Annotated in this window: 18 protein-coding genes; 5 read left to right on the top strand and 13 right to left on the bottom strand. The window is 63.3% G+C overall.

Translation table 11 applies throughout. The features are described from left to right. Positions 1 to 414 precede the first annotated feature (414 nt). Positions 415 to 2019 (top strand): FAD-dependent monooxygenase, encoded by a 1605-nt coding sequence (locus HV796_RS07720; protein WP_175225879.1) that lies wholly within the window; start codon positions 415 to 417, stop codon positions 2017 to 2019. 121 nt (positions 2020 to 2140) lie between these two features. Here HV796_RS07720 and HV796_RS07715 read toward each other — a convergent pair whose 3' ends face one another. Both HV796_RS07715 and HV796_RS07710 read right to left on the bottom strand, forming a co-directional pair. Beyond that, the gene (locus tag HV796_RS07715) at positions 2141 to 2491 is read right to left on the bottom strand and encodes a hypothetical protein (protein ID WP_175225878.1); all 351 of its coding nucleotides are present in this window, start codon (positions 2489 to 2491) and stop codon (positions 2141 to 2143) included. 9 nt (positions 2492 to 2500) lie between these two features. Continuing rightward, the gene (locus HV796_RS07710; RefSeq protein WP_246355742.1) at positions 2501 to 3094 is read right to left on the bottom strand and encodes a hypothetical protein; all 594 of its coding nucleotides are present in this window, start codon (positions 3092 to 3094) and stop codon (positions 2501 to 2503) included. 624 nt (positions 3095 to 3718) lie between these two features. Here HV796_RS07710 and HV796_RS07705 point away from each other — a divergent pair. After that, on the top strand, positions 3719 to 4525 hold the full coding sequence (locus tag HV796_RS07705; RefSeq protein WP_175225876.1) for a hypothetical protein: 807 nt from the start codon (positions 3719 to 3721) through the stop codon (positions 4523 to 4525). 24 nt (positions 4526 to 4549) lie between these two features. Here the strand turns inward: HV796_RS07705 and HV796_RS07700 are convergent, their stop codons facing one another. The 6 genes from HV796_RS07700 to HV796_RS07675 form a co-directional block, all read right to left on the bottom strand. Next, a complete protein-coding gene (locus HV796_RS07700; RefSeq protein WP_175225875.1) occupies positions 4550 to 5575 on the bottom strand; it encodes a substrate-binding domain-containing protein in 1026 nt (341 codons plus the stop codon). Between the two features lie 26 nt (positions 5576 to 5601). Further along, a complete protein-coding gene (locus HV796_RS07695) occupies positions 5602 to 6723 on the bottom strand; it encodes an ABC transporter ATP-binding protein (protein WP_175225874.1) in 1122 nt (373 codons plus the stop codon). 2 nt (positions 6724 to 6725) lie between these two features. After that, positions 6726 to 7682 carry a carbohydrate ABC transporter permease gene (locus HV796_RS07690; RefSeq protein ID WP_175225873.1) on the bottom strand — a complete coding sequence of 319 codons (957 nt, stop codon included), beginning with the start codon at positions 7680 to 7682 and terminating at the stop codon, positions 6726 to 6728. Then, entirely contained in the window at positions 7682 to 8515 is an 834-nt protein-coding gene (locus HV796_RS07685) for a carbohydrate ABC transporter permease (RefSeq protein WP_377692050.1), read from the bottom strand. The genes HV796_RS07690 and HV796_RS07685 overlap by 1 nt, the downstream gene beginning before the upstream one ends. A 151-nt stretch (positions 8516 to 8666) precedes the next feature. After that, the gene (locus HV796_RS07680; RefSeq protein WP_175225871.1) at positions 8667 to 9923 is read right to left on the bottom strand and encodes an ABC transporter substrate-binding protein; all 1257 of its coding nucleotides are present in this window, start codon (positions 9921 to 9923) and stop codon (positions 8667 to 8669) included. 101 nt (positions 9924 to 10024) lie between these two features. Then, complete coding sequence (locus HV796_RS07675) at positions 10025 to 11428, bottom strand: GH1 family beta-glucosidase (RefSeq protein ID WP_175225870.1); 1404 nt, start codon at positions 11426 to 11428, stop codon at positions 10025 to 10027. A 523-nt stretch (positions 11429 to 11951) separates the two neighbouring features. Here HV796_RS07675 and HV796_RS07670 point away from each other — a divergent pair. After that, on the top strand, positions 11952 to 12944 hold the full coding sequence (locus tag HV796_RS07670) for an AraC family transcriptional regulator (RefSeq protein ID WP_175225869.1): 993 nt from the start codon (positions 11952 to 11954) through the stop codon (positions 12942 to 12944). A gap of 111 nt (positions 12945 to 13055) precedes the next feature. Here HV796_RS07670 and HV796_RS07665 read toward each other — a convergent pair whose 3' ends face one another. Next, positions 13056 to 13736 carry an alpha/beta hydrolase gene (locus HV796_RS07665; RefSeq protein WP_175225868.1) on the bottom strand — a complete coding sequence of 227 codons (681 nt, stop codon included), beginning with the start codon at positions 13734 to 13736 and terminating at the stop codon, positions 13056 to 13058. 32 nt (positions 13737 to 13768) lie between these two features. Beyond that, positions 13769 to 14158: an MAPEG family protein gene (locus tag HV796_RS07660; protein ID WP_175225867.1), complete on the bottom strand. Its 390-nt coding sequence runs from the start codon at positions 14156 to 14158 to the stop codon at positions 13769 to 13771. 146 nt (positions 14159 to 14304) lie between these two features. Between HV796_RS07660 and HV796_RS07655 the strand changes: the two genes are divergently transcribed. Beyond that, the gene (locus HV796_RS07655) at positions 14305 to 15795 is read left to right on the top strand and encodes a sensor domain-containing diguanylate cyclase (RefSeq protein ID WP_246355741.1); all 1491 of its coding nucleotides are present in this window, start codon (positions 14305 to 14307) and stop codon (positions 15793 to 15795) included. Positions 15796 to 15813: 18 nt separating this feature from the next. Here the strand turns inward: HV796_RS07655 and HV796_RS07650 are convergent, their stop codons facing one another. The 3 genes from HV796_RS07650 to HV796_RS07640 all read right to left on the bottom strand — a co-directional run bounded on the left by HV796_RS07650 (position 15814) and on the right by HV796_RS07640 (position 17619). Beyond that, positions 15814 to 16116 carry a putative quinol monooxygenase gene (locus HV796_RS07650; RefSeq protein ID WP_175226023.1) on the bottom strand — a complete coding sequence of 101 codons (303 nt, stop codon included), beginning with the start codon at positions 16114 to 16116 and terminating at the stop codon, positions 15814 to 15816. Between the two features lie 108 nt (positions 16117 to 16224). Further along, complete coding sequence (locus tag HV796_RS07645) at positions 16225 to 16539, bottom strand: VOC family protein (RefSeq protein WP_175225866.1); 315 nt, start codon at positions 16537 to 16539, stop codon at positions 16225 to 16227. 165 nt (positions 16540 to 16704) lie between these two features. Beyond that, complete coding sequence (locus tag HV796_RS07640; RefSeq protein WP_175226021.1) at positions 16705 to 17619, bottom strand: AraC family transcriptional regulator; 915 nt, start codon at positions 17617 to 17619, stop codon at positions 16705 to 16707. 614 nt (positions 17620 to 18233) lie between these two features. Here HV796_RS07640 and HV796_RS07635 point away from each other — a divergent pair. Continuing rightward, positions 18234 to 19196: a LysR substrate-binding domain-containing protein gene (locus HV796_RS07635; protein WP_175225865.1), complete on the top strand. Its 963-nt coding sequence runs from the start codon at positions 18234 to 18236 to the stop codon at positions 19194 to 19196. Positions 19197 to 19211: the final 15 nt, after the last annotated feature.

Raw genomic sequence — 19211 nt, 5'->3', positions numbered from 1 at the left:
ATGTAACCGGACTGACATATTTTTGCTGTTCGTCAAAAAAGTGCCGGTAACGAAACCAGAACACTCGACCTGTCGGCGTTATTCCATGTGCGATCGGCACGGTTGTGCCGCACCGCCGCGCCCATGGTGGGTGCACGTGGCTGGGCGCCGTTCGCGCAACGGATCATGTCACCTGGATCGCGCTGACCAGGTATGCATGCGTGAAAAGGTTAGCGATCCTAACTTCATCGCTCCATCGCGTGTGTGCATCGACGAGGGTCATCGTGACAGCCGTATGACGTGTGCCGAACTGGGTTTTCGCGAACGGATCGCCTATCATCATCGCGACCGGTGGCAATGCGCGGCGCGCCGTCTCGCCGACTGGTCCGCGTCGCGCTGGCCCGCCAACGTATACCAAACGGAGGTCGACGGATCATGCAGGACACCACAGATGTGCTGATCGTCGGTGCGGGCCCGGTCGGCCTGCTGCTTGCAGCCGAGTTGCGCCGTGACCGCGTCGACGTATGCGTGATCGACCAGCAAGCCGCCCGCGCGTTCTTCTGCAAGGCGCTTGGCGTCACCGCGCGCACGCTCGAGGTGTTCGACGATATCGGTATCGCCGATGCCGCGATCGACGCGGGCGTCTGGCTTACCGGTATCGAAACGTGGCAGGACGGCGCGCCGGCGGGTGGCATGCAGTTGCCGACGCAAGGGTTCCCGTACGGCGCGCTGTCGCTCGCGCAATTCGACACCGAACGGCTGCTCGAAGCCGCGCTGCAGCGGCACGGCGGGCAAGTCGAATACGGATGGACACTCGAAGGCTTCACCGACACCGCCGACGGTGTAGAGGCGCAGTTGCGCGGTCCGCACCGCGAAGCGCATACGCTGCGCTGCCGGTGGCTCGCCGGTTGCGACGGTTCGCACAGCACGGTGCGCACGCAACTGAATCTGCCGTTTGAAGGCGAACGCTATCCGCAGACGTTTGCACTGGCTGACGTCGAGGTCGACTGGGCGTTGCCGCGTGGGCCGATGTACCGCTTCAACTGGTCGGACACAACACGCACGGTATCGTCGCTCGCCGCCGTGCCGGTGCGCGGTTCCGTGCGGCGCTACCGGCTGTCGGTGATCGTTTCGTCAGAGGAACTGGCCGGGCGGCTCGCCGCGCTGCAAGCGCCCGACCTCGACGAGATGCGCGCGCTGATGCTGCCCGCGTTGCCGGACGGCACGCAATTGTCGAATCAGCGCTGGTCGTCGGTCTACCGCGTCAGCCACCGGATCGTGCCCGCGTACGGCAAGGGGCGCGTCCTGGTGGCGGGCGATGCCGCGCATATTCATCCGCCGGTCGGCGGCCAGGGGATGAACACCGGCTTGCAGGATGCGCACAATCTCGCATGGAAACTGTCGCTTGCCGCACGCGGTCTCGCGCAGCCCGCGCTGCTCGACAGCTATTCCGACGAGCGGCGGCCGGTCGGCCTCGACGTGGTCGAATCGACCACGCGCGCGATGAACCATGTGCTCGCGCAACAGGCTGCGTTGCCCGGCATGCGTGAAACACAACTGCTGATCAGCTATCGCGACAGCCGGATCGTCGCCGACGAATGTCCTCACTTGACCGCCGGCTTGCCTGCCCCTGGCGACCGCGTACCGGATGCGGGGGGCCTCACGCAGGCCTACGTCGGTCATCCGGTGCGGCTTCATGAACGGATGGGCCGCGGCCGGCACACGCTTGTCGGCTATATCGATGCACAAGATGCTCAACGGGATGCGCAGGTGGCCGCGTTTGCCGACGGCTGTCGCTCACTGCGTGCCGCGCTCGGTGACGCGGGCGCAGCGCTGCTGATTGCCGCGCCCGGTTGCGCGCCGCCGTACGATGAGACGATCCCCGTTTTGACCGATAACGCCGGCGCGTTTGCTGCCACGTTCGGCGCACCTGGCGGCACCGCATGGATCATGCGGCCGGATGGCTATATCGGCTGGCGCAGCGGGCAGGTGTCGGCGCAGGCTATCGACACGTGGCTGCGGCATGCGCAGATCGGGTGATATTCGCGTCGCGGTGCGCAGGTCCCGAGCGGCGCGATAAGTTTCAATCCGCCGGCGCAGGCAACCGGCGCAGGCAACCGGCTCAGGCAACCGGCTCAAAAAGCCGGTTCAATGCGCCGCGTCAAACCGGCAACGGCAACGCGGCCCCGGCAATCGTGTTGATCGACTGGTAGATCGCCGTGATGATCGCGTTGAATAGTTTTTCGACCTCCACGACAACAATTCCGATCAACGTTTGCGCGAATCCCATCGCCATCTGCTTGAGGCCGATCAGATAGAAGTCGCGCTCATCATCCGTAAACTCATTCGCCTCGATCATGCCGGTGATCAACGCGGACTGCTGCGCGAGCGATTGCAGCTGGGTCTGCGAAAATCCTTCGACCGTCGTCACATCCTGCCCTGCGACGTTCCTGACCGCGGAAGCGATGTTGTTGACGAACAGGTCCGCCGTATCCGTGAGATTCAGTGCCATGGCCGCTCCTTACTTTCCCTGCCCTTGCCGGTCGAGAAAATCTTCGTACGCCAGCGCCTCGTACATAAAGTGTTGCACCTGCCCTTTGTTCAACAGCACATCGTCGGCGCGCAATCCTTGAGCGCAATCCATGCTTTTTAAATACGCCAACGTGCGCGACGCCTGCATCAGCGCCATTGCACTCGGGATGACATCCGCGGGACCCGCGTCAGGCATCGATACCGCACTCTGCTTCGGCGGAGTGAGCTTGAGTTTGGCGGCGCAACGGCTTGCCATGCGCGCCTCGATAGCCGCGAGATTGTTTGCATCGGCATCCGCCAGCTGGGTTGGATACGCGTTGCGGTCTTTCAGGTATTGCTCGATCTTGCCGCGCAACGCATCGTCGGGAACAGGGCGGCTTTGCGATTGCAGCGCCAGCGCATCGAGGGTCCCGATAATCTGGTCGTAGCGGTCGGCACGCTGGGCGAACGTATCGGCGGAAGTGCCCATGCTCGTTGACGCGTAGAGACTCATGATGTCGCCATTGACGTTACGGATGCCGCTCGACAAGGCCGGGTCGTAGTCCGGCGCGAGTTGTATCGTGCATGCCGCGATCGACAACACGCTCACCACAATAAGGATGCCAAAACGATATAGTCTGCGAATGGAGCAAACGGAGCACAGTGCGCTCATATCGGACTCCCATAGCCTCTATGCTTTATCGTTCCAAATCCAATTTGGATCGAAATTGAAGCTGATTTCGAGAATTTATTAAAGCGATTTCAGAATTCACCCATCAGGCTTATTCGCTGACACGATACATCGGTGACACGAATATCTTTTGACCATTCCTTTTGTCTGTGTGCGCTATCACACAGTTCACGGCTGCCCCTCACGATAACGTCTGCGGCAGCGATGACGCCGGCACCTGAAGCGAGAGGTTCGTGACCGCAGTTCACCTGGCCTTCGTGCAGCAACGATTCCAAACATCAAATTGACAACCGCCGACTGCACAATTCCGGCGAATGCTTCGTTATCGGAGATTCGATTGATGGGCGCAGGCGATGTGGTGGTTTTTCTCGATGATTTTTCGTATGCGGCAGCGCTCAAGCGAGAATCAAATCCATCGCCGAAAGCACGGATACACAAACCCATTTTCAATTCCACGTAAAGGCAGGACCAGGCAGTCAAGCTGCTATGCGCCGAGAGTTGATCCGTCCGCCGCCTTCCTCGACCTTGGAGGTCAACATGAATGTTCCGCAAAACTGGATTCAACTCGCTTTGTCCACGACCGGGCACTTCGAGGACGCGACGCATCCGTTCAGCGCGGTAACCGGCAACTTCGACGGCATGGGCATCTCCGTGGGCGTGCTGCAATGGAACATCGGCTCCGGTTCGCTGCAACCGCTTGTGCTGGGTATGAACCCCAACGACGTCAAGGCCATGTGCCCGAATTGCGGCGACGATCTGCTGCGCGCATGCGAAGCACGCCCGTCCGATGGATTGGCGATCGTCAGTGCGTGGCAAATCGGGAGTCAACTCAAGCCGCCCGTCCTTGCCGATCTGAAGGCGCTTGCGCAAAGTAGCAACTTCGTCGCGCAGCAGGTCAAAGCGGCGACCCATGTCGCGCAAAACGCGTACGACACCGCGTCATCGTGGTATCAGAGCTGGGCGCTTCAACTGGACCCGCAGGCGTTCTGCTGGTTCTTCGACGTTTACACGCAAAACGGCGGTCTCGCCGATGTCACGCCCGCACAAGTCGACAGCTTTATTGGCGGGGATAGTGCGCACGCAGTGAACACGGTATGCACATGGCTGTCCGCCCGTCAGGCATTCGAACACGGAGCCAAAGACTCGATCCGGAACGCCACGCAGTGGAAGAACGTTTCCGGACCGCCGACGCGCCTCTTCATCGCGTCATACCTGCGCTCGCAGAAGTCGAAGCTCGAATGGCGAGCCGACGTGCTCAATCGCAAAGCCACGATCGCGGTGGGGAACGGCTGGGTGCATGGCGAAAATGTGAATCTGTCCTTTAACCTGGCCGCATCCACCTGACTCGCCCGCACAACGGCCCGCGCATTACGCATTGAACGCACTGCGCGGCGCCGGGCCCACCGACGCGCGCATCGTGACCGACACCGGAAACTCGCGCACGATATCCCACGACGTGCGATAGCAGCGGTTGACCAGCCATCGCACCGCATTCTGTGTGAGCTCGGCCGTCGGAATATGCACCGATGTCAGCGCCGGCGCCGCGTAGGCGGCGGCATAGTCGTCGTCGTAGCCGATCACGGAGACATCGCGCGGCACGACAATCCCCGCCTGCTGGAAGCGCGCGAGCACGCTGATCGCCATCGTATCGTTCGCGCAGAAGAGCGCGGTAAAGGGCCGCTTCATGTCGAGCAGCATTTGCGCCGAGGCGTAGCCGCCTTCCGGCGAGAAGTCCGACTCGACCAGCGGCACGGTTTCACGCGCAATGCCATGGCGCGCGAGTTCATCGAAGAAACCGGCAAGCCGCTCGATATTGTCCGACGCGGTAAAGGGGCCGGAGATCACCGCGATCTGCCGGTGCCCGTGCGCAAGCAGCGTCGCCGCGGCCAGTTCACCGCCGCGGCGATGGTCCGCGCAGAACGATGCCTCCGGCAGCGCATCGAACGCGCGATTCAGGAACACGACGCGCGGGTGCATCCGGTGCAACGCGTGCAGATCTTCGTCGTGCAGGTCGTGGCTGATCACCACCACCCCGTCGCAATCGCGGCCGATCAGAAAGCGCACCGCTTCCATCGCCTGGTCACGCGGCGAGGCCTCGCCGCAACCCGTCGCGACCACCACGTGCCGGTGCACCGCGCGCAACTGCGTATCGGTTTCCTTCAGGATCGTGCCGTAGTACGAACCGAAAAATGTCGGTACGAACAGGCCGATGATGCCAAGCGACTGCGTCGCCATCGCGCGCCCGATCGACGAAGGCCGGAAATTCAGCTCCGCGATCGCGGCGTGCACGCGCGCCGCCGCGTCGGCCGACACCGGCCCTTTACCGGAAATCGCGCGCGAAGCGGTCGATAGCCCCACGCCCGCACGCCGCGCCACGTCTTTCAGAGTTGCCACGCACTGTCTCCGTCAGCCGGTGCTGGTCAGAGGCGCGTGCCGCTTGCCTCGTCGAACAGCGAAATGTGTGCGCCGTCGACCGTAAACGCTGCCGTGTCGCCCACCGCGACCGGGGTCTTTTTCTGATCGATCGACGCAACCTGCGCGCCATGATAATCGAGCCAGATGACCCGGTGGTTGCCCATCGGTTCGACGAGCGACACTTTCGCGCGCTCGCCGGCATCCGCGGCGATTTCGCCGTCCAGATGCACCCGTACGTCTTCGGGTCGCACACCCAGCACGCAGCGCAACCCCGCCGCAGGCGCGGCGCGGAACGCATAGCGCGATACCTCGAGCGTGAAATGCGCCCCTTGAAAGCGCACGTGGTCGCCATCCACCGTGAGCGTGCCGTTTATCAGGTTCATCGCCGGCGAGCCAAGAAAGGTCGCGACGAACAGGTTTTCCGGCCGCGCGTAGACCTCCGCCGGCGTGCCGAACTGCTGGATCACGCCGCTCTTCATCACCGCCATGCGCGTCGCGAGCGTCATCGCTTCGACCTGGTCGTGCGTCACGTAGATCATCGTCGCGTTCAGGCGCTGGTGCAGTTGCTTCAGCTCCCGGCGCAGTTCGGTGCGCAGCTTCGCGTCGAGGTTCGACAGCGGCTCATCGAACAGGAACACGTCCGCTTCACGCACGATCGCCCGGCCGATCGCGACGCGCTGGCGCTGTCCGCCGGACAGTTGCGCAGGCTTGCGCTTGAGCAGCGGCCCGAGCTGCAGCATGTCCGAGGCACGCGTGACGCGCCGCTCGATCTCCGCCTTCGGCGTGCCGTTGATCCGCAGCGCAAAGGAGAGGTTGCGCTCCACGCTCATCGTCGGATAAAGCGCATACGACTGGAACACCAGCGCGACGCGGCGGTCTTTGGGGTCCGCCCAGGTCATATCTTCGCCGCCGATCTCGATGCTGCCGTCGCTCACGTCGATCAGGCCGGCAATGCTATGCAAAAGCGTCGACTTGCCGCAGCCCGACGGGCCGAGCAACACGACGAATTCGCCGCCGCGTACATCGAGGTCGAGCGCGTCGATGACCGTGTTTGCGCCCAGTTGCACCTTCAGGTCGCGCACCGAGACGTTCGCGAGGCCCGCCGGATTCGCTGCTACTGTTGCCATGTTCACCCCTTCACCGCGCCGGACGCGATACCGCGCACGAACCAGCGCCCCGATATGAAGTAGACCGCGAGCGGCACCAGCGACGTCAACAGCGTTGCGGCCATGTTCACGTTGTAGAAGCGCTCGCCAGTCGTCGTATTGATGATGTTGTTCAGCTGCACGGTCATCGGCAGATTCTTTGTGCCGGCAAACACGAGGCCGAGCAGATAGTCGTTCCAGATATTGGTCACCTGCAGGATCATCGCGACCACGATGATCGGCAGCGACATCGGCAGCATCAGTTGCAGGAAGATGCGCCAGAAGCCGCCGCCGTCGATTCGCGCGGCCTTGAAAAGCTCAAGCGGAATGCCTGCATAGTAATTGCGGAACAGCAGCGTCATCACCGGCATGCCGAAAATCGTATGGATCAGCACGATGCCGGGCAGCGAGCTAAACAGGTGCACGCTCGCGAGCACACGCACCATCGGGTAGATCATCACCTGGTACGGAATAAACGCACCGACCAGAAGCACGCCGAACAGCCACCCTGCGCCGCGCGGCCGCCAGAACGACAGCGCATAGCCGTTCACCGCGCCGACCGCGATCGACAACACGGTGCTCGGCACGACGATGCGCACCGAGTTCCAGAAGCCAACCTGAATGCCGTTGCAGTCGAGCCCGGTACAGGCGGCCTCCCATGCGTCGACCCATGGCCGCAGCGTGGCCTGCGCAGGCCACGCGAGCAGGTTGCCCAGACGGATCTCGGCCATCGGCTTCACCGACGTCACGAGCATCACGTACAGCGGCAACAGGAAAAACAGCGCGGCGATGATCAGGAATGCGTAGACGCCGACGCGCGCCGGCGAGAAGCGCGGCCGGCGTGGACGTGGCCGCCGCGTGCTCGCAGTGGCGGCCGCGTGCTGCGCGCGGCGGGCGGGCGGCAAAGAGGCGGCGCCTTCGACCGGATCGAGCGTGCTCATCACACGTCCCTTCGCGTTGCGGCTCGGCTACGCGCGTAGAAGAATGGCGCGAGAATCGCGAGCACGGTCAGCAGCATCACGACCGACGCCGCCGATGCAAGCCCGATATTCGCGCGGCCGAACAGATAATCCATGATGAACTTCGCGGGCACTTCGCTCGCGGTACCGGGACCGCCCTGCGTCATCGCGACCACCGCGTCGTACAGCTTCACGACCATCACGAACAGCAGCACGAACGCGGTCGACAGCGAAGGCCCGAGCATCGGAATGACGATGCTCATGTATACGCGCCAGCGCGGAATGCCGTCGAGGCGCGCGGCCTTCCACAGTTCGTCGTCGATGCCGCGCAGCCCGGCGAGCATCAGCGCCATCACGAGACCCGATGCCTGCCAGACCGTCGCGATCACGATCGTATAGACGACCCAGTCCTGATCGACGATCCAGTCGAAACGCGCATGCTCAAAGCCGATCCTCCGCAACACCGCCTGCGCGCCGAGCGATGGATTGAGAATCCACTGCCAGACAAGACCGGTTGCGACAAACGACATCGCATACGGATACAGGAAAATCGTGCGCAACACGCCTTCCGCCGCAACACGCTGATCGATAAAAATCGCCAGCAACATGCCGATCACGATGCACGCGACGATAAAGCACGCGCCGTACAGCACGATATGCTGCAGCGACACGAGCCAGCGGTCGTTGTGAAAGAGCCGCACGTACTGCGTGAGGCCGACGAAATCGTTCGACGGAAAGGTGCGCGAGTTGCTCAGCGAGACGCGCGCGGTCCACACCATCGTGCCGAGATACGCGAACACGACGGTCAGCGCCATCGGCACCAGCGCGATCCACGCGGCCAGCGGCCAGCGCTTGCGCAGCGGCCGGCCGCGCCGCGCCGCGCCTGCCACGGCCCCCCCGCCCGCGTGCCGCGCCTTGCCCGCGACGTCCGGCAGCGCGTGCGACTTCAACGCACCCATCGTTCGCTCAACCCTTTAGCGCGCCGGCGAATGCCTTTTGCGCATCGTCGACCGACTGGTTCTTGTTCCAGAAGTTCGTGATCACGTCGGTCAATGCGCCCTGCACGTCCGGCGTAATCAGCATTTCCGGATTCGGCAACTGCCGCGACTTGTCTTTCATGATCGCAATCCCCTCTTTCGCGCACATATCGAGCTGGCTCGCATCCACATCCGGACGAATCGGAATCGAGCCCTTGCGCGCGCTGAACGCCACCTGCGCGGACGGCGAGGTCATCACCGTCGCAAGCAGATTCTGGGCCTTGATCGCGTTCGGGTTATCGGTCTTCGGAAACACGAACACGTCGCCCGCCACCAGATACGGCGAATGCGGACCAAAGCCCGGGAAACAGCCGAAGTCCTTGCCCGCCGATTGCTTCGCCGCCGAGAACTCGCCCTTCGCCCAGTCGCCCATGATCTGCACGCCGGCCTTGCCCGAGATGACGAGCGCGGTCGCGTCGTTCCAGTTGCGGCCCGGCGAACCGGGATCGACATAATCGTGCAGTTTCTTGAACGACGCGAGCACCTTCCTGAATGCATCGGACTTCACCGCGTTCACGTCGCGATCGCGGTAGACCTTAAGATACAGGTCCTGCCCGCCGACGTCCGCGAAAATCGCGTCGAACGTGATTTTCTCCTGCCACGGTTGCCCGCCTAACGCGAGCGGAATCACGCCGGTTTTCTTCAGCTTGTCGAGGTCGCTGACGAATTCGTCGAAATTCTGCGGTTCGTTCGCGATGCCCGCTTTCTGGAATAGCGGCTTCGAATAGAAGAACCAGCCCTGCATGTGGATGTCGACTGGCGTCGCGTAGTAGTGGCCGTTCACGCGGATGCTATCGAGAATCGACTGTGGGAAGATGGCCGCCCAGTTTTCCTTCGCGGCCACGGTATCGACGTTATTGAGCAGGCCCTGGTCGATCAGGTCGTGAAACTGCTTCGATGTATTGAACTGCGCGGCGGTCGGCGGATCGCCGCCGACAATCCGGTTGATCGCGGTCGCGCGCGCCTGGTCGGCGCCGGCCACGGCGTTGTCGATCCACTGGCCGCCGGCCTTGTCGTACGCTTCGGCAAACTGGCGGATCGCCGCGGATTCGCCGCCCGACGTCCACCAGTGAATCACGTTCGCCTTCAGCGGCTCGGCCGCGTGCGCAAGCGCGCCGCATAGCGTCAACGCGGACACGAGGGCCACGGCGACGCCGGCCGACGCGCGGGGTCTTCTGCTCTTCATTCCGTCTCCTTCAGGCTTCGCGCCTGCTTTTTTGCAAGTCGGCTGCACGCATGCCGGCAGCGCCGGCATGCTCGATGAAATGTAGGACGAAAGACGCGGGTTCAGGCGCGCGCGGCACGTTCCTGCAGGAACCGGGCGATCAGCTGCGCGCTGCGTTTGACCGTGCGCTGCTGGGTCTGATAGTCGACATGCACGACGCCAAAGCGCCGCTCATAGCCGAACGCCCATTCGAAGTTGTCGAGCAGCGACCACACGAAATAGCCACGCACATCGACGCCTTGCGCGATCGCCTGATCGACGGCCGCGAGGTGGCGCTTGAGGAACGTAATGCGCTGCGCATCGTCGACGCGGCCGTCGCTGACCTTGTCGTCGGACGCCATGCCGTTTTCGGTGATGTAGATCGGCGGCAGCGCCGGATAATTGCGGTGAAAACCAACCAGCAGGTCGCGCAGCCCATCCGGATACACCTCCCAGCCCATCTGCGTGCGCTCGACGCCGGCCAGCGGCACCTCGGTATAGCCATGCGCGCCATCGCTTTGCACGTTGGTGCGGAAGTAATAGTTGATGCCGAGGAAATCGAGCGGCGCATGGATGGTCCGCATATCACCGTCGAGGACGAGCGGCTCGCTGCCCGGCCAAAGCGACCAGAGGTCGTCCGGATACTCGCCTTTGAGCAGCGGATCGAGAATCCATCCGTTGTGCTGCACCTCGAACAGATGCGCGGCGCGCCGGTCCGCGTCGCTCGACGAATTCGCGGAACCCTTGCCGACGTTCGCGACGATACCCTTTTTCGAAGCCGGGTCGTTCTCGCGCAATACCGCGAGCGCATGGCCGTGCGCGAGCAGCAGATGATGCATCGCTTGCGTCGCATAGCGCGGGTTGGCAAGGCCTGGCGCATGATGGCCATTGCCATAGCCGAGAAATGCCGAACACCACGGTTCGTTGAGCGTCATCCACGCGTCGACCTGGCCGCCGAGTTCGCGGCTCATCAGGTCGGCGTAATCGGCGAAGCGATAGACGGTGTCGCGATTGAGCCAGCCGCCGCGATCTTCGAGATGCTGCGGCAAGTCCCAGTGATAAAGCGTGACGAAGGTCTGCAAGCCCTTGTCCTTCAGCTTGCCAAGCAGGCGCTTGTAGAAATCGAGGCCCTTGCGATTCGGCCGGCCCGCTTCGTCCATCACGCGCGGCCATGCGATCGATAGCCGGTACGCTTCGAAGTTCAGCGACGTGAGCAGTTCAATGTCGCTTTCCCATCGATGGTAGTGGTCGCACGCGACCGCGCCCGTGTCGCCATGCAGCACCTTGCCGGGCGTCGCGGAGAACGTGTCCCAGATCGACGGCAGGCGGCCGTCTTCATTGACCGCGCCTTCGATCTGATACGACGCGGTCGCCGCGCCGAGCAGGAAATGCTTGCGCCAGAGCGCGGAACCTGCGGGCGGCGTGAACGGATCGCCACCCGCTTCGCTGCGTGCGGCATCGGGAGATTCAACTGCGTCGTGAGCCACGGATACTCCTGTTGGAAAGTTAAGCCACAGGGTCGTTGCACCAGCTGGAATCCAGTTGGAATGGAAGCGCTTCCATCCGTCCGTTGCGCACGATATCAGCGGGGCTTTCGGCACAGCAATCCGGGTTTCTCTGGAGAGAACAAAGCGGATGCGGCAATGCGCGCAGGCCTGCATGCGCAGCGCATCGGCGCGTTCGCGATTCGCGAACGCTACGGGTCGGCACGCGTTGCAAGGAGGCCAGTCGAAGCGCACACCGTGAGCGCCCCATCCTCGCGCGATATTGACTGTGCATGGCCGCCATGCTTGACAGCACGGTAACGCTGCGCCCGCAAGCCAATTGACACGAGACATACGGAATATTTCTGGCCTTCGGATGTTTTTCGTGTTGAAAGAGTCAGCGCGTACTGTCCTCGCCACCGCCCCGCGGAATCAGGCGAGCGCACAACCGCGAGAAAGGCCTGCCGCAGAGCAGCGTTCGCATTTCGAAAGGCTTCGCGCCCAGTTCAGAAAGGAGGGGGCGGTCATGGACACCGGGTTTGACGAAAAGAGTTGGGATGGCGCGCCGGTAGGCCGGCATGCATGGATCAACACGATCTCGATGCACGGCATGCTGTGCCGGCTCGACGCTTACCGGTCCGGCGCATCAGCGTTCAACACGGCGCGCGCTGGCCAGACCGACATCATGAACGGCGACTTCGCCTGGCAATCGGTATCGCCGATCACGCATCGCGACACCCCCCGCTGGAATGGCGAGCATCTGTTCGTGAAGGTCGTCAAAAGCGGCGTGATGTCGGTCGAACAACGCGGACAGACGACGCGGTTCGGCCCCGGCCACATCGCCGTGATCGATCCGCTGCATACGTTCAACGAATCGTTTTGCGAACCGACGCGCTTGACGATACTCCGCATTCCGAAGTCGGCCCTGCGTGAGCGCGGACTGCGCTACCGCTTCCCGATGGCCTGCTGCCCGGACCCGGCGTCACCGGATGTCGCCGCGGTGCGCGAATTCGTGCTGCACCTGGGGTCGCAAACCGGCAAGGCAAGCGACGCGCTACTCGTGCGGCTTGGCGACCAGTGTCTCGACCTGATGGACGTGCTGGTCAACAACCGCCACGGGGCGGCAAACGGCCGCGCCAGCGCTGCGACCGTACTGCGGGCGAAACAGCTCATTGCGCGCCGGATCGGCGACCCTGAACTGAGCGTGATACGCATCGCGGCCGAGTTGAACATTTCGATTAGTTGCCTGACGCGCGCGTTGAAAGCCAGCGGCGTGTCGCCGATGCGCTATGCGTGGTCAATGCGCCTCGAACACGCGACGCGGCTGCTCGCCGGCGCGCCACAAGGTGCCATCCAGGAAGTCGCGTACCAGTGCGGCTTCGCAAGCGCGGCCCACTTCAGCCGCGCATTCAAGGAACGCTACGGGATGACGCCGCGCGAGTACGCGGCACACCAGAGGACCGCGCACGGTGACGCGCCCGAACCGATGCAGGACGCGCAACGGACGGAAACAGCGTAAGCACGCTGGGCCGCGCGGCGCTGACCCGGTCATCGCCGGTTAGCGCCGCTGTCCCGTTCTATTCCGTTCGACGGCTTACCCTAAACGTGCTGCAGGTTCCTTTACGTTTATTCAGGCCTTTTGCGCGAGCTGTGTCAGCAGCCACGTACGCAGCGCGACAATCTCCTCCGCACAGACCGAGTGCGGCATCGGGTACGCATGCCATTCGACGTCGCTACCGCGCGCGCGAGCGAAGTCACGCGCGGTTTCGCCCAGGCTCACCGGCAACACGTCGTCCTGCGTGCCATGCGCGGCAAAGATCGGCGTATCGCGGTTCGCTTCGGTCGCGTGGCTTTCAATATACGGTTGCGACGGCACGTAGCCCGACAGCACGATCAGGCCAGCGAGGGGCTGCGGATGCGTCAGCCCGGCCGAATACGTCATCGCCCCACCCTGCGAAAAGCCGGCGAGAAAGAGCTTCGACGTCACGATGCCGCGTGCATTCTGCGCGCCGATCAGCTGCCGCACGGTGGCGCATGACGCATCGATGCCTGCCTCGTCGACTTGCCGGTTGATGCCCTGAAACGACAGGATGTCGTACCACGCGCGCATCACGTAACCGTTGTTCGCCGTCACCGGAATCTCCGGCGCATTCGGGAAGACGAAGCGCACCGCGGGCGCTCCGGCAAGGCGCAGTTCGGGGATCAGCGGGACGAAATCGTTCGCATCGGCGCCGAGGCCATGCATCAGGATCACCGCGAACTCGGGGTTCGGCGCGGTTTCGATTTCGATCGTCGACGTCGGGTCATTCATGTTTTACGGCTCCTCGTAAGCAAAAACCGGCCTCAGATCAGCCGGGACAGAATCAGCAGGATACCCGCGAGCGACACGACCCACACGAGCGAGCGCAGATACGGAACGCCAGCCGCATAGAGCGGCACGTACACGATGCGGGCGGCCAGATAGAGCCACGCGCCCAATTGGGTTTGCGCGCTGTCGCGGCCCGCGACGTGTGCAATCAGGACCGCGGCGGCGAACACCGGCAGCGTCTCGAACAGGTTGCTCTGCGCGCGCATCAGCCGCGCGGTGATCGTGCCGACCGGCGCGCCCGGCTCGTCACGCGCGCTGGCGTTGTAGGGGATACCGGTTTCGCGGTTGCGCAGCAACGCCGGCAATACCACTTGAATCAGCGCGAGGACGAGCGTCCACGCGAGCAATGTCAGTTCGATGGTCATCGTTTCCTCTTCTCGTGGCAGCCGTTACTGCGGGCCGATCATACCGATGCCGGCGCTGTCGGCCACTTTATGCCCCAGACTTACCCTGCTTTCTGGCATGGGCTTGCGCATCTTAAAATAGCGCCTTCGCCGTTGACGAAACGACCATGCCTTATACCGCCCCTGCCCATCACGCCCCGTTGGACCTCGCGACGCCGAGCGACGACGCCGATATGTTCGAGCTCGCCCCGGTGTCGCTGTGGCTGGAAGACTTTAGCGGCGTGCGCGCGCTGTTCGACGAATGGCGCGCGCAAGGCGTCAGCGATTTGCGCACGTTCCTGCAGTCGAACCCGCCGCGGGTGGCCGAATGCGCGAGCCGCATTCGCGTGATCAAGGTCAACCGCAAGACGCTCGCGCTGTTCGACGCCACCGATTTCGCCGAACTCACCGCTAACCTCGCGGAGGTGTTCCGCGACGATATGCTGAAAACGCATCTCGAAGAGCTGTGCCAGCTATGGTCCGGGCAGAGCCACTTTATGAGCCAGACGGTCAACTACACGCTCGGCGGCCGGCGCCTCGATGTATTGCTTAAGGGTCAGGTGCTGCCGGGGCACGAAGCGCGCTGGGATCGCGTACTGGTGTCGGTCGAGGACGTCACCGAACTCGAACGCACGCGGCTGCGTATCGCGCACGCCGAACAATACGCGCGCGGGCTTTTCGAGCATTCGCCGGTGTCGTTGTGGGTCGAGGATTTCACCGCGGTCAAGCGGCTACTGGATGAAGTGCGCGCGCAAGGCATCGTCGATTTCCGCGTGTTCACCGACGTGCACCCGGAGTTTGTCGAGCGCTGCATGCAGGAAATCCATGTGCTCGACGTGAACCAGCACACGCTCGAGATGTTCGCCGCGCCTGACAAACACACACTGCTCGCGCGCCTGCCCGAGGTATTCCGCGACGATATGCGTCCGCATTTTCGCGAGCAACTGATCGACCTGTGGGAAGGCAAACTCTTTCAGCAGCGCGAAGTGCTCAACTACTCCCTCGACGCGAACGAGGTGCATGTGCACCTGCAGTTTTCGGTGTTGCCCGGCCATGAACGCGACTGGGACCTGGTGCTCGTCGCGCTCACCGACATCACCGCGCGCAAGAAGGCTGAGGCCTATCTCGAGTATCTCGGCAAACACGACGTGCTGACCAAGCTGCGCAACCGCTCGTTCTATGTCGACGAGTTGAACCGGCTCGAGCGTAAAGGCCCGTATCCGGTGACCGTTGTGATGGCGGATCTCAATGGGCTGAAGCGCGTGAACGACCAGTTGGGGCACGCGGCCGGCGACGCGCTGCTGCGGCGCGCCGGCGAAGTGCTCGCGAAGGCGATGGAAATGCCGTTCGTCGCCGCGCGCATTGGCGGCGACGAGTTCGCGATTCTGATGCCCGGCACCGATGAGCGCGGCGGTGTCGCGATGATCGAAACGCTCCACAAGCTGGTCGAGTTGAACAACCAGTTCTATCCGGGGTCGCCGCTCAGCTTGTCGATGGGCACCGCGACCGTGCAGCGCGGCGAGCGTCTCGAGGCCGGCGTGCTGCGTGCGGACCTGCTGATGTACGAGGACAAACGCGCGATCTATGCGAAAGAAGAGGCGCGTGGGCGGGAGGGGTGACCGCGCGTCGCCTGCCCTTTACCGCGGCAGCTTGGCCGCGAGCACATCAATCTTTTCGATCTCCGGCGGCTCGGCGAGCAAGTCGCCGGCCCTCTCCATCAGCGCGGCGGCCACCTTGCCGGACAGATGCGCGTTGCGCCCGGCCTCATCGTTGAACGCATCGAAAATCGCAAACGTGGACGGGCCGAGCCGTATGCCGAACCATGCAATCGTGCCCGGCTCCACTTCGACGAGCGGCAGGCCACCGCGTAGAAACTGCTCGACGTCCTGCTCCTTGCCGGGCTTCGCTTCGAGGCGGACATACAGTGCCAGCTTGACCATCATGCACCTCCTTTGTCATCCGGAACGTTGGTCAATCCAGTATAGTCGCGCTCCGCGCAGCGCCCCGCCGGCGAGCCTCGCGCCCTGCTTCCGGGCGGTCTACCTGAATCAGGAGCGCACCGGCACCCCATACATCTCGACGATGCGACGATCCTGTTCTTGCGCGGAAAACCGCTCCCATTCGATGCCGTTGACGTCGACGGTGCTTGTAAAGCCTTCCGCATCGTCCTCTTCGAAGCCGACGTGACGCAGTTGCCCCGCGCGTGGCGGGTTCTCGTTGATTGAAAAGTTGAGCAGGTCGGTGCGCCACATCGCATAGCGGCCGGGCACGACCGCGGCGGGCGTTTGCCCGAAGCGGCGGCTGTAGTCCGCGATCGATGCATCGAGGTTGGCGACAGCCAGTGCGATATGAAAGCGTTTCATGGTCCCTCCTTTTATTCAATCAGGACTGCCGGGACCATCGTACGGAACGCGTGAGGGCTTAACCAGTCAAGCGGGCATGCTGGTATAACGATTACCCGCTTTTACGGCGCGGCGCGCACCGTGCGGAATGCGCCGCATGGATGCGAAAGCGCGTGCGCATCTGGCTCAGCGCGCGTCGACCTGATGCCGCGCAGGCGCAATACTGACCGGCGGCGCATCGAGCGCGCCGCGCATGCGCCGCGCTTCGTCGGTTGGCGTCAGGCCGAATAGCCGCTTGAACTCGCGGCTGAACTGCGATGCGCTTTCGTAACCGACCCGCGCCGCCGCCGCGCCCGCATTGAGCCCGTCCTGCAGCATCAGCAGGCGCGCCTGGTGCAGTCGCGTCGTCTTCACGTATTGCATCGGCGAGGTCGACGTCACGATCTTGAACTGCGCGTGAAACACCGCGAGACTCATGCCCGCTTCGCGCGCGAGCGTATCGACGTCCAGTGCGCCGTCGTAATCGCTATGAATGCGCCGCAGCGCCTTCGCGATACGCCCGAAGTGCTGCTGATGTGTGAGCGCCGCGCGGATCGCGTGGCCCTGCACGCCGGTCAGCACGCGGTAGCAGATCTCGCGCACGATCGACGGCGCGAGCACGCGCGCGTCGAGCGGGGTCGCAAGCGCTTCGAGCAGGCGTTCGACCGCGTCGCACAGCGTCGGATCGAGCGGCGTCGAATAGATGCCGCGCGGCTCGTCGTGCGTGCCGGTGCGCCTGTCTTCGACCAGCATCAACAGCTCGGCGACCATCGTCAGATCGATGTCGATCCCGATGCCGAGGAACGGCTCGGCCTGGCTCGCCTCGGTCTCGCATTCGAACGGCATCGGCACCGATGCCACCAGATACTGCTGCGCGTCATACACGTATGACTGGCCGCCCAGATAGCCGCGCTTGCGCCCCTGGCAGACGATCACGATCATCGGGTCGTACATCACGGGGTGGCGCGGCATCGGGCGGCTCGCACGCATCAGCTTGACGCCGGGCACGCACGAATAGGTGAAGCCATCAGTGGGCGCGAGGCGGTCGAACAGGTCGGCCATATGCCGCTGCGCGCGGCTGATCGGACGGGCTTGCGCGCGAACGCTTGACGCGTCGCGCAGTTCGGGGAGATCGGAAAGAAACGTCATCACGGTACCTGTGCGGGAACTGATCAGCACACCTCTCGTGCGCCACAGAATCAGGCTTGAAATCTAGCATTAATTGCACTTCTGCGCGTGACGGTACTAGAAATAGGCAAACCTTCAAGACGTTCAGGTATTCCCTGAGACGATTCTGCTGCCTAATATGGGAACCCTGACGAGAGACCTGCCATTCAACGTCAACCCGCGTTTGCCGTGCCGATTGCGACGACGCTACGCCCGCTTATAGGCCCGATGCCGGAAACGCGCGATGCGAATGGGGTAAGCCCGGCGGTTTGCTGAAGGCGGCGGCTGCAAGGTCTCTTTTGCAGGAATCCACATGACCACGACGGGCGGCAGCGCATTCATCCTCGCTTCCTTTGCCCCTTAACCCCTGTTAACCGCCGCACGCAGTTCAGCGGCATAACCCGAGTTTCGCCCCGCAGTGCCGGCGCGCCTTTCCGACAGGAACGGCGCGCCGGCCGCTCGTCGTTGCTGCATGTTTCATCAGGATGTTTTTCACTGGAGAGAGTCCCGTGATTGACCGTATTCAGGCTATGCGTACTTTTATCCGGATCGTCGATACGAACAGCTTCACGCGCGCCGCGGAATCGCTGAACATGCCGCGCGCGACCGCGACGACGATCGTACAGAACCTTGAGGCCCTGCTCGGCACCGCGTTGCTGATCCGCACGACGCGGCGTCTGTCCGTTACGCCGGAAGGGGCCGCTTATTACGAGCGCTGCGCACAGATTCTCGCCGACATCGACGAGATGGAAGCGAGCTTGCAGCAGACCCTCGCGAACCCCAGTGGACGCCTGCGCGTCGAGATGCCGGGCGCGGTGGCCACCGCGCTCGTGCTGCCCGCGCTCGACGATTTTCACGCGCGCTACCCGCACGTCGAGTTGTCGATCGGCATCAGCAACCGCACGGTGGATCTGGTTGGCGAGGCAGTCGATTGCAGTATCCAGCTGGGCGAGTTGCCGGACTCGGGACTCGCCGCGCGGCGGCTTGGCACGCTCGAGCATGTGACGTGCGCGAGTCCGGCGTATGTCGAACGCTTTGGTATGCCAGAGAGTCTTGACGATCTCGCTCGGCACGTCGCGGTGAACTGCACCACCGGACGGCATGGTGAACGCGCGGACAGCTTCGATTTCGACGTGGACGGCAGCCCGCTTGCGGTGAAGATGGATGGCTTCGTCAATGTGAACGACGAACAGGCGTGCCTGACCTGCGGCCTGCAGGGGCTCGGATTGATTCAGCCGGCAAGGATCGCCGCGCAGCAGTGGCTCGACGCGGGGATGCTATGCGAAGTGCTGCCGCAGTGGCGGCCGCTATCGACAACCGTGTCGATTGCGTATGTGAAAGGGCGACGCGTGTCACCGCGCGTACGGGCTTTCGTCGACTGGCTTGCTGAGTTGTTCGAGAAGGCGGGGCATGTCGAAGCGGATATGTCGCGGGTGCGGGAGTTGATGCGTGGAGGGTTGCATGCGGCGTGATACGGCCTGGTTGGT

The organism is Paraburkholderia humisilvae (assembly GCF_902859855.1).
In the GTDB taxonomy this organism is placed as follows: Bacteria; Pseudomonadota; Gammaproteobacteria; order Burkholderiales; family Burkholderiaceae; genus Paraburkholderia; species Paraburkholderia humisilvae.
Note: the sequence above shows the minus strand (reverse complement) of the source record. Positions and strands in the feature narration are given on the sequence as shown.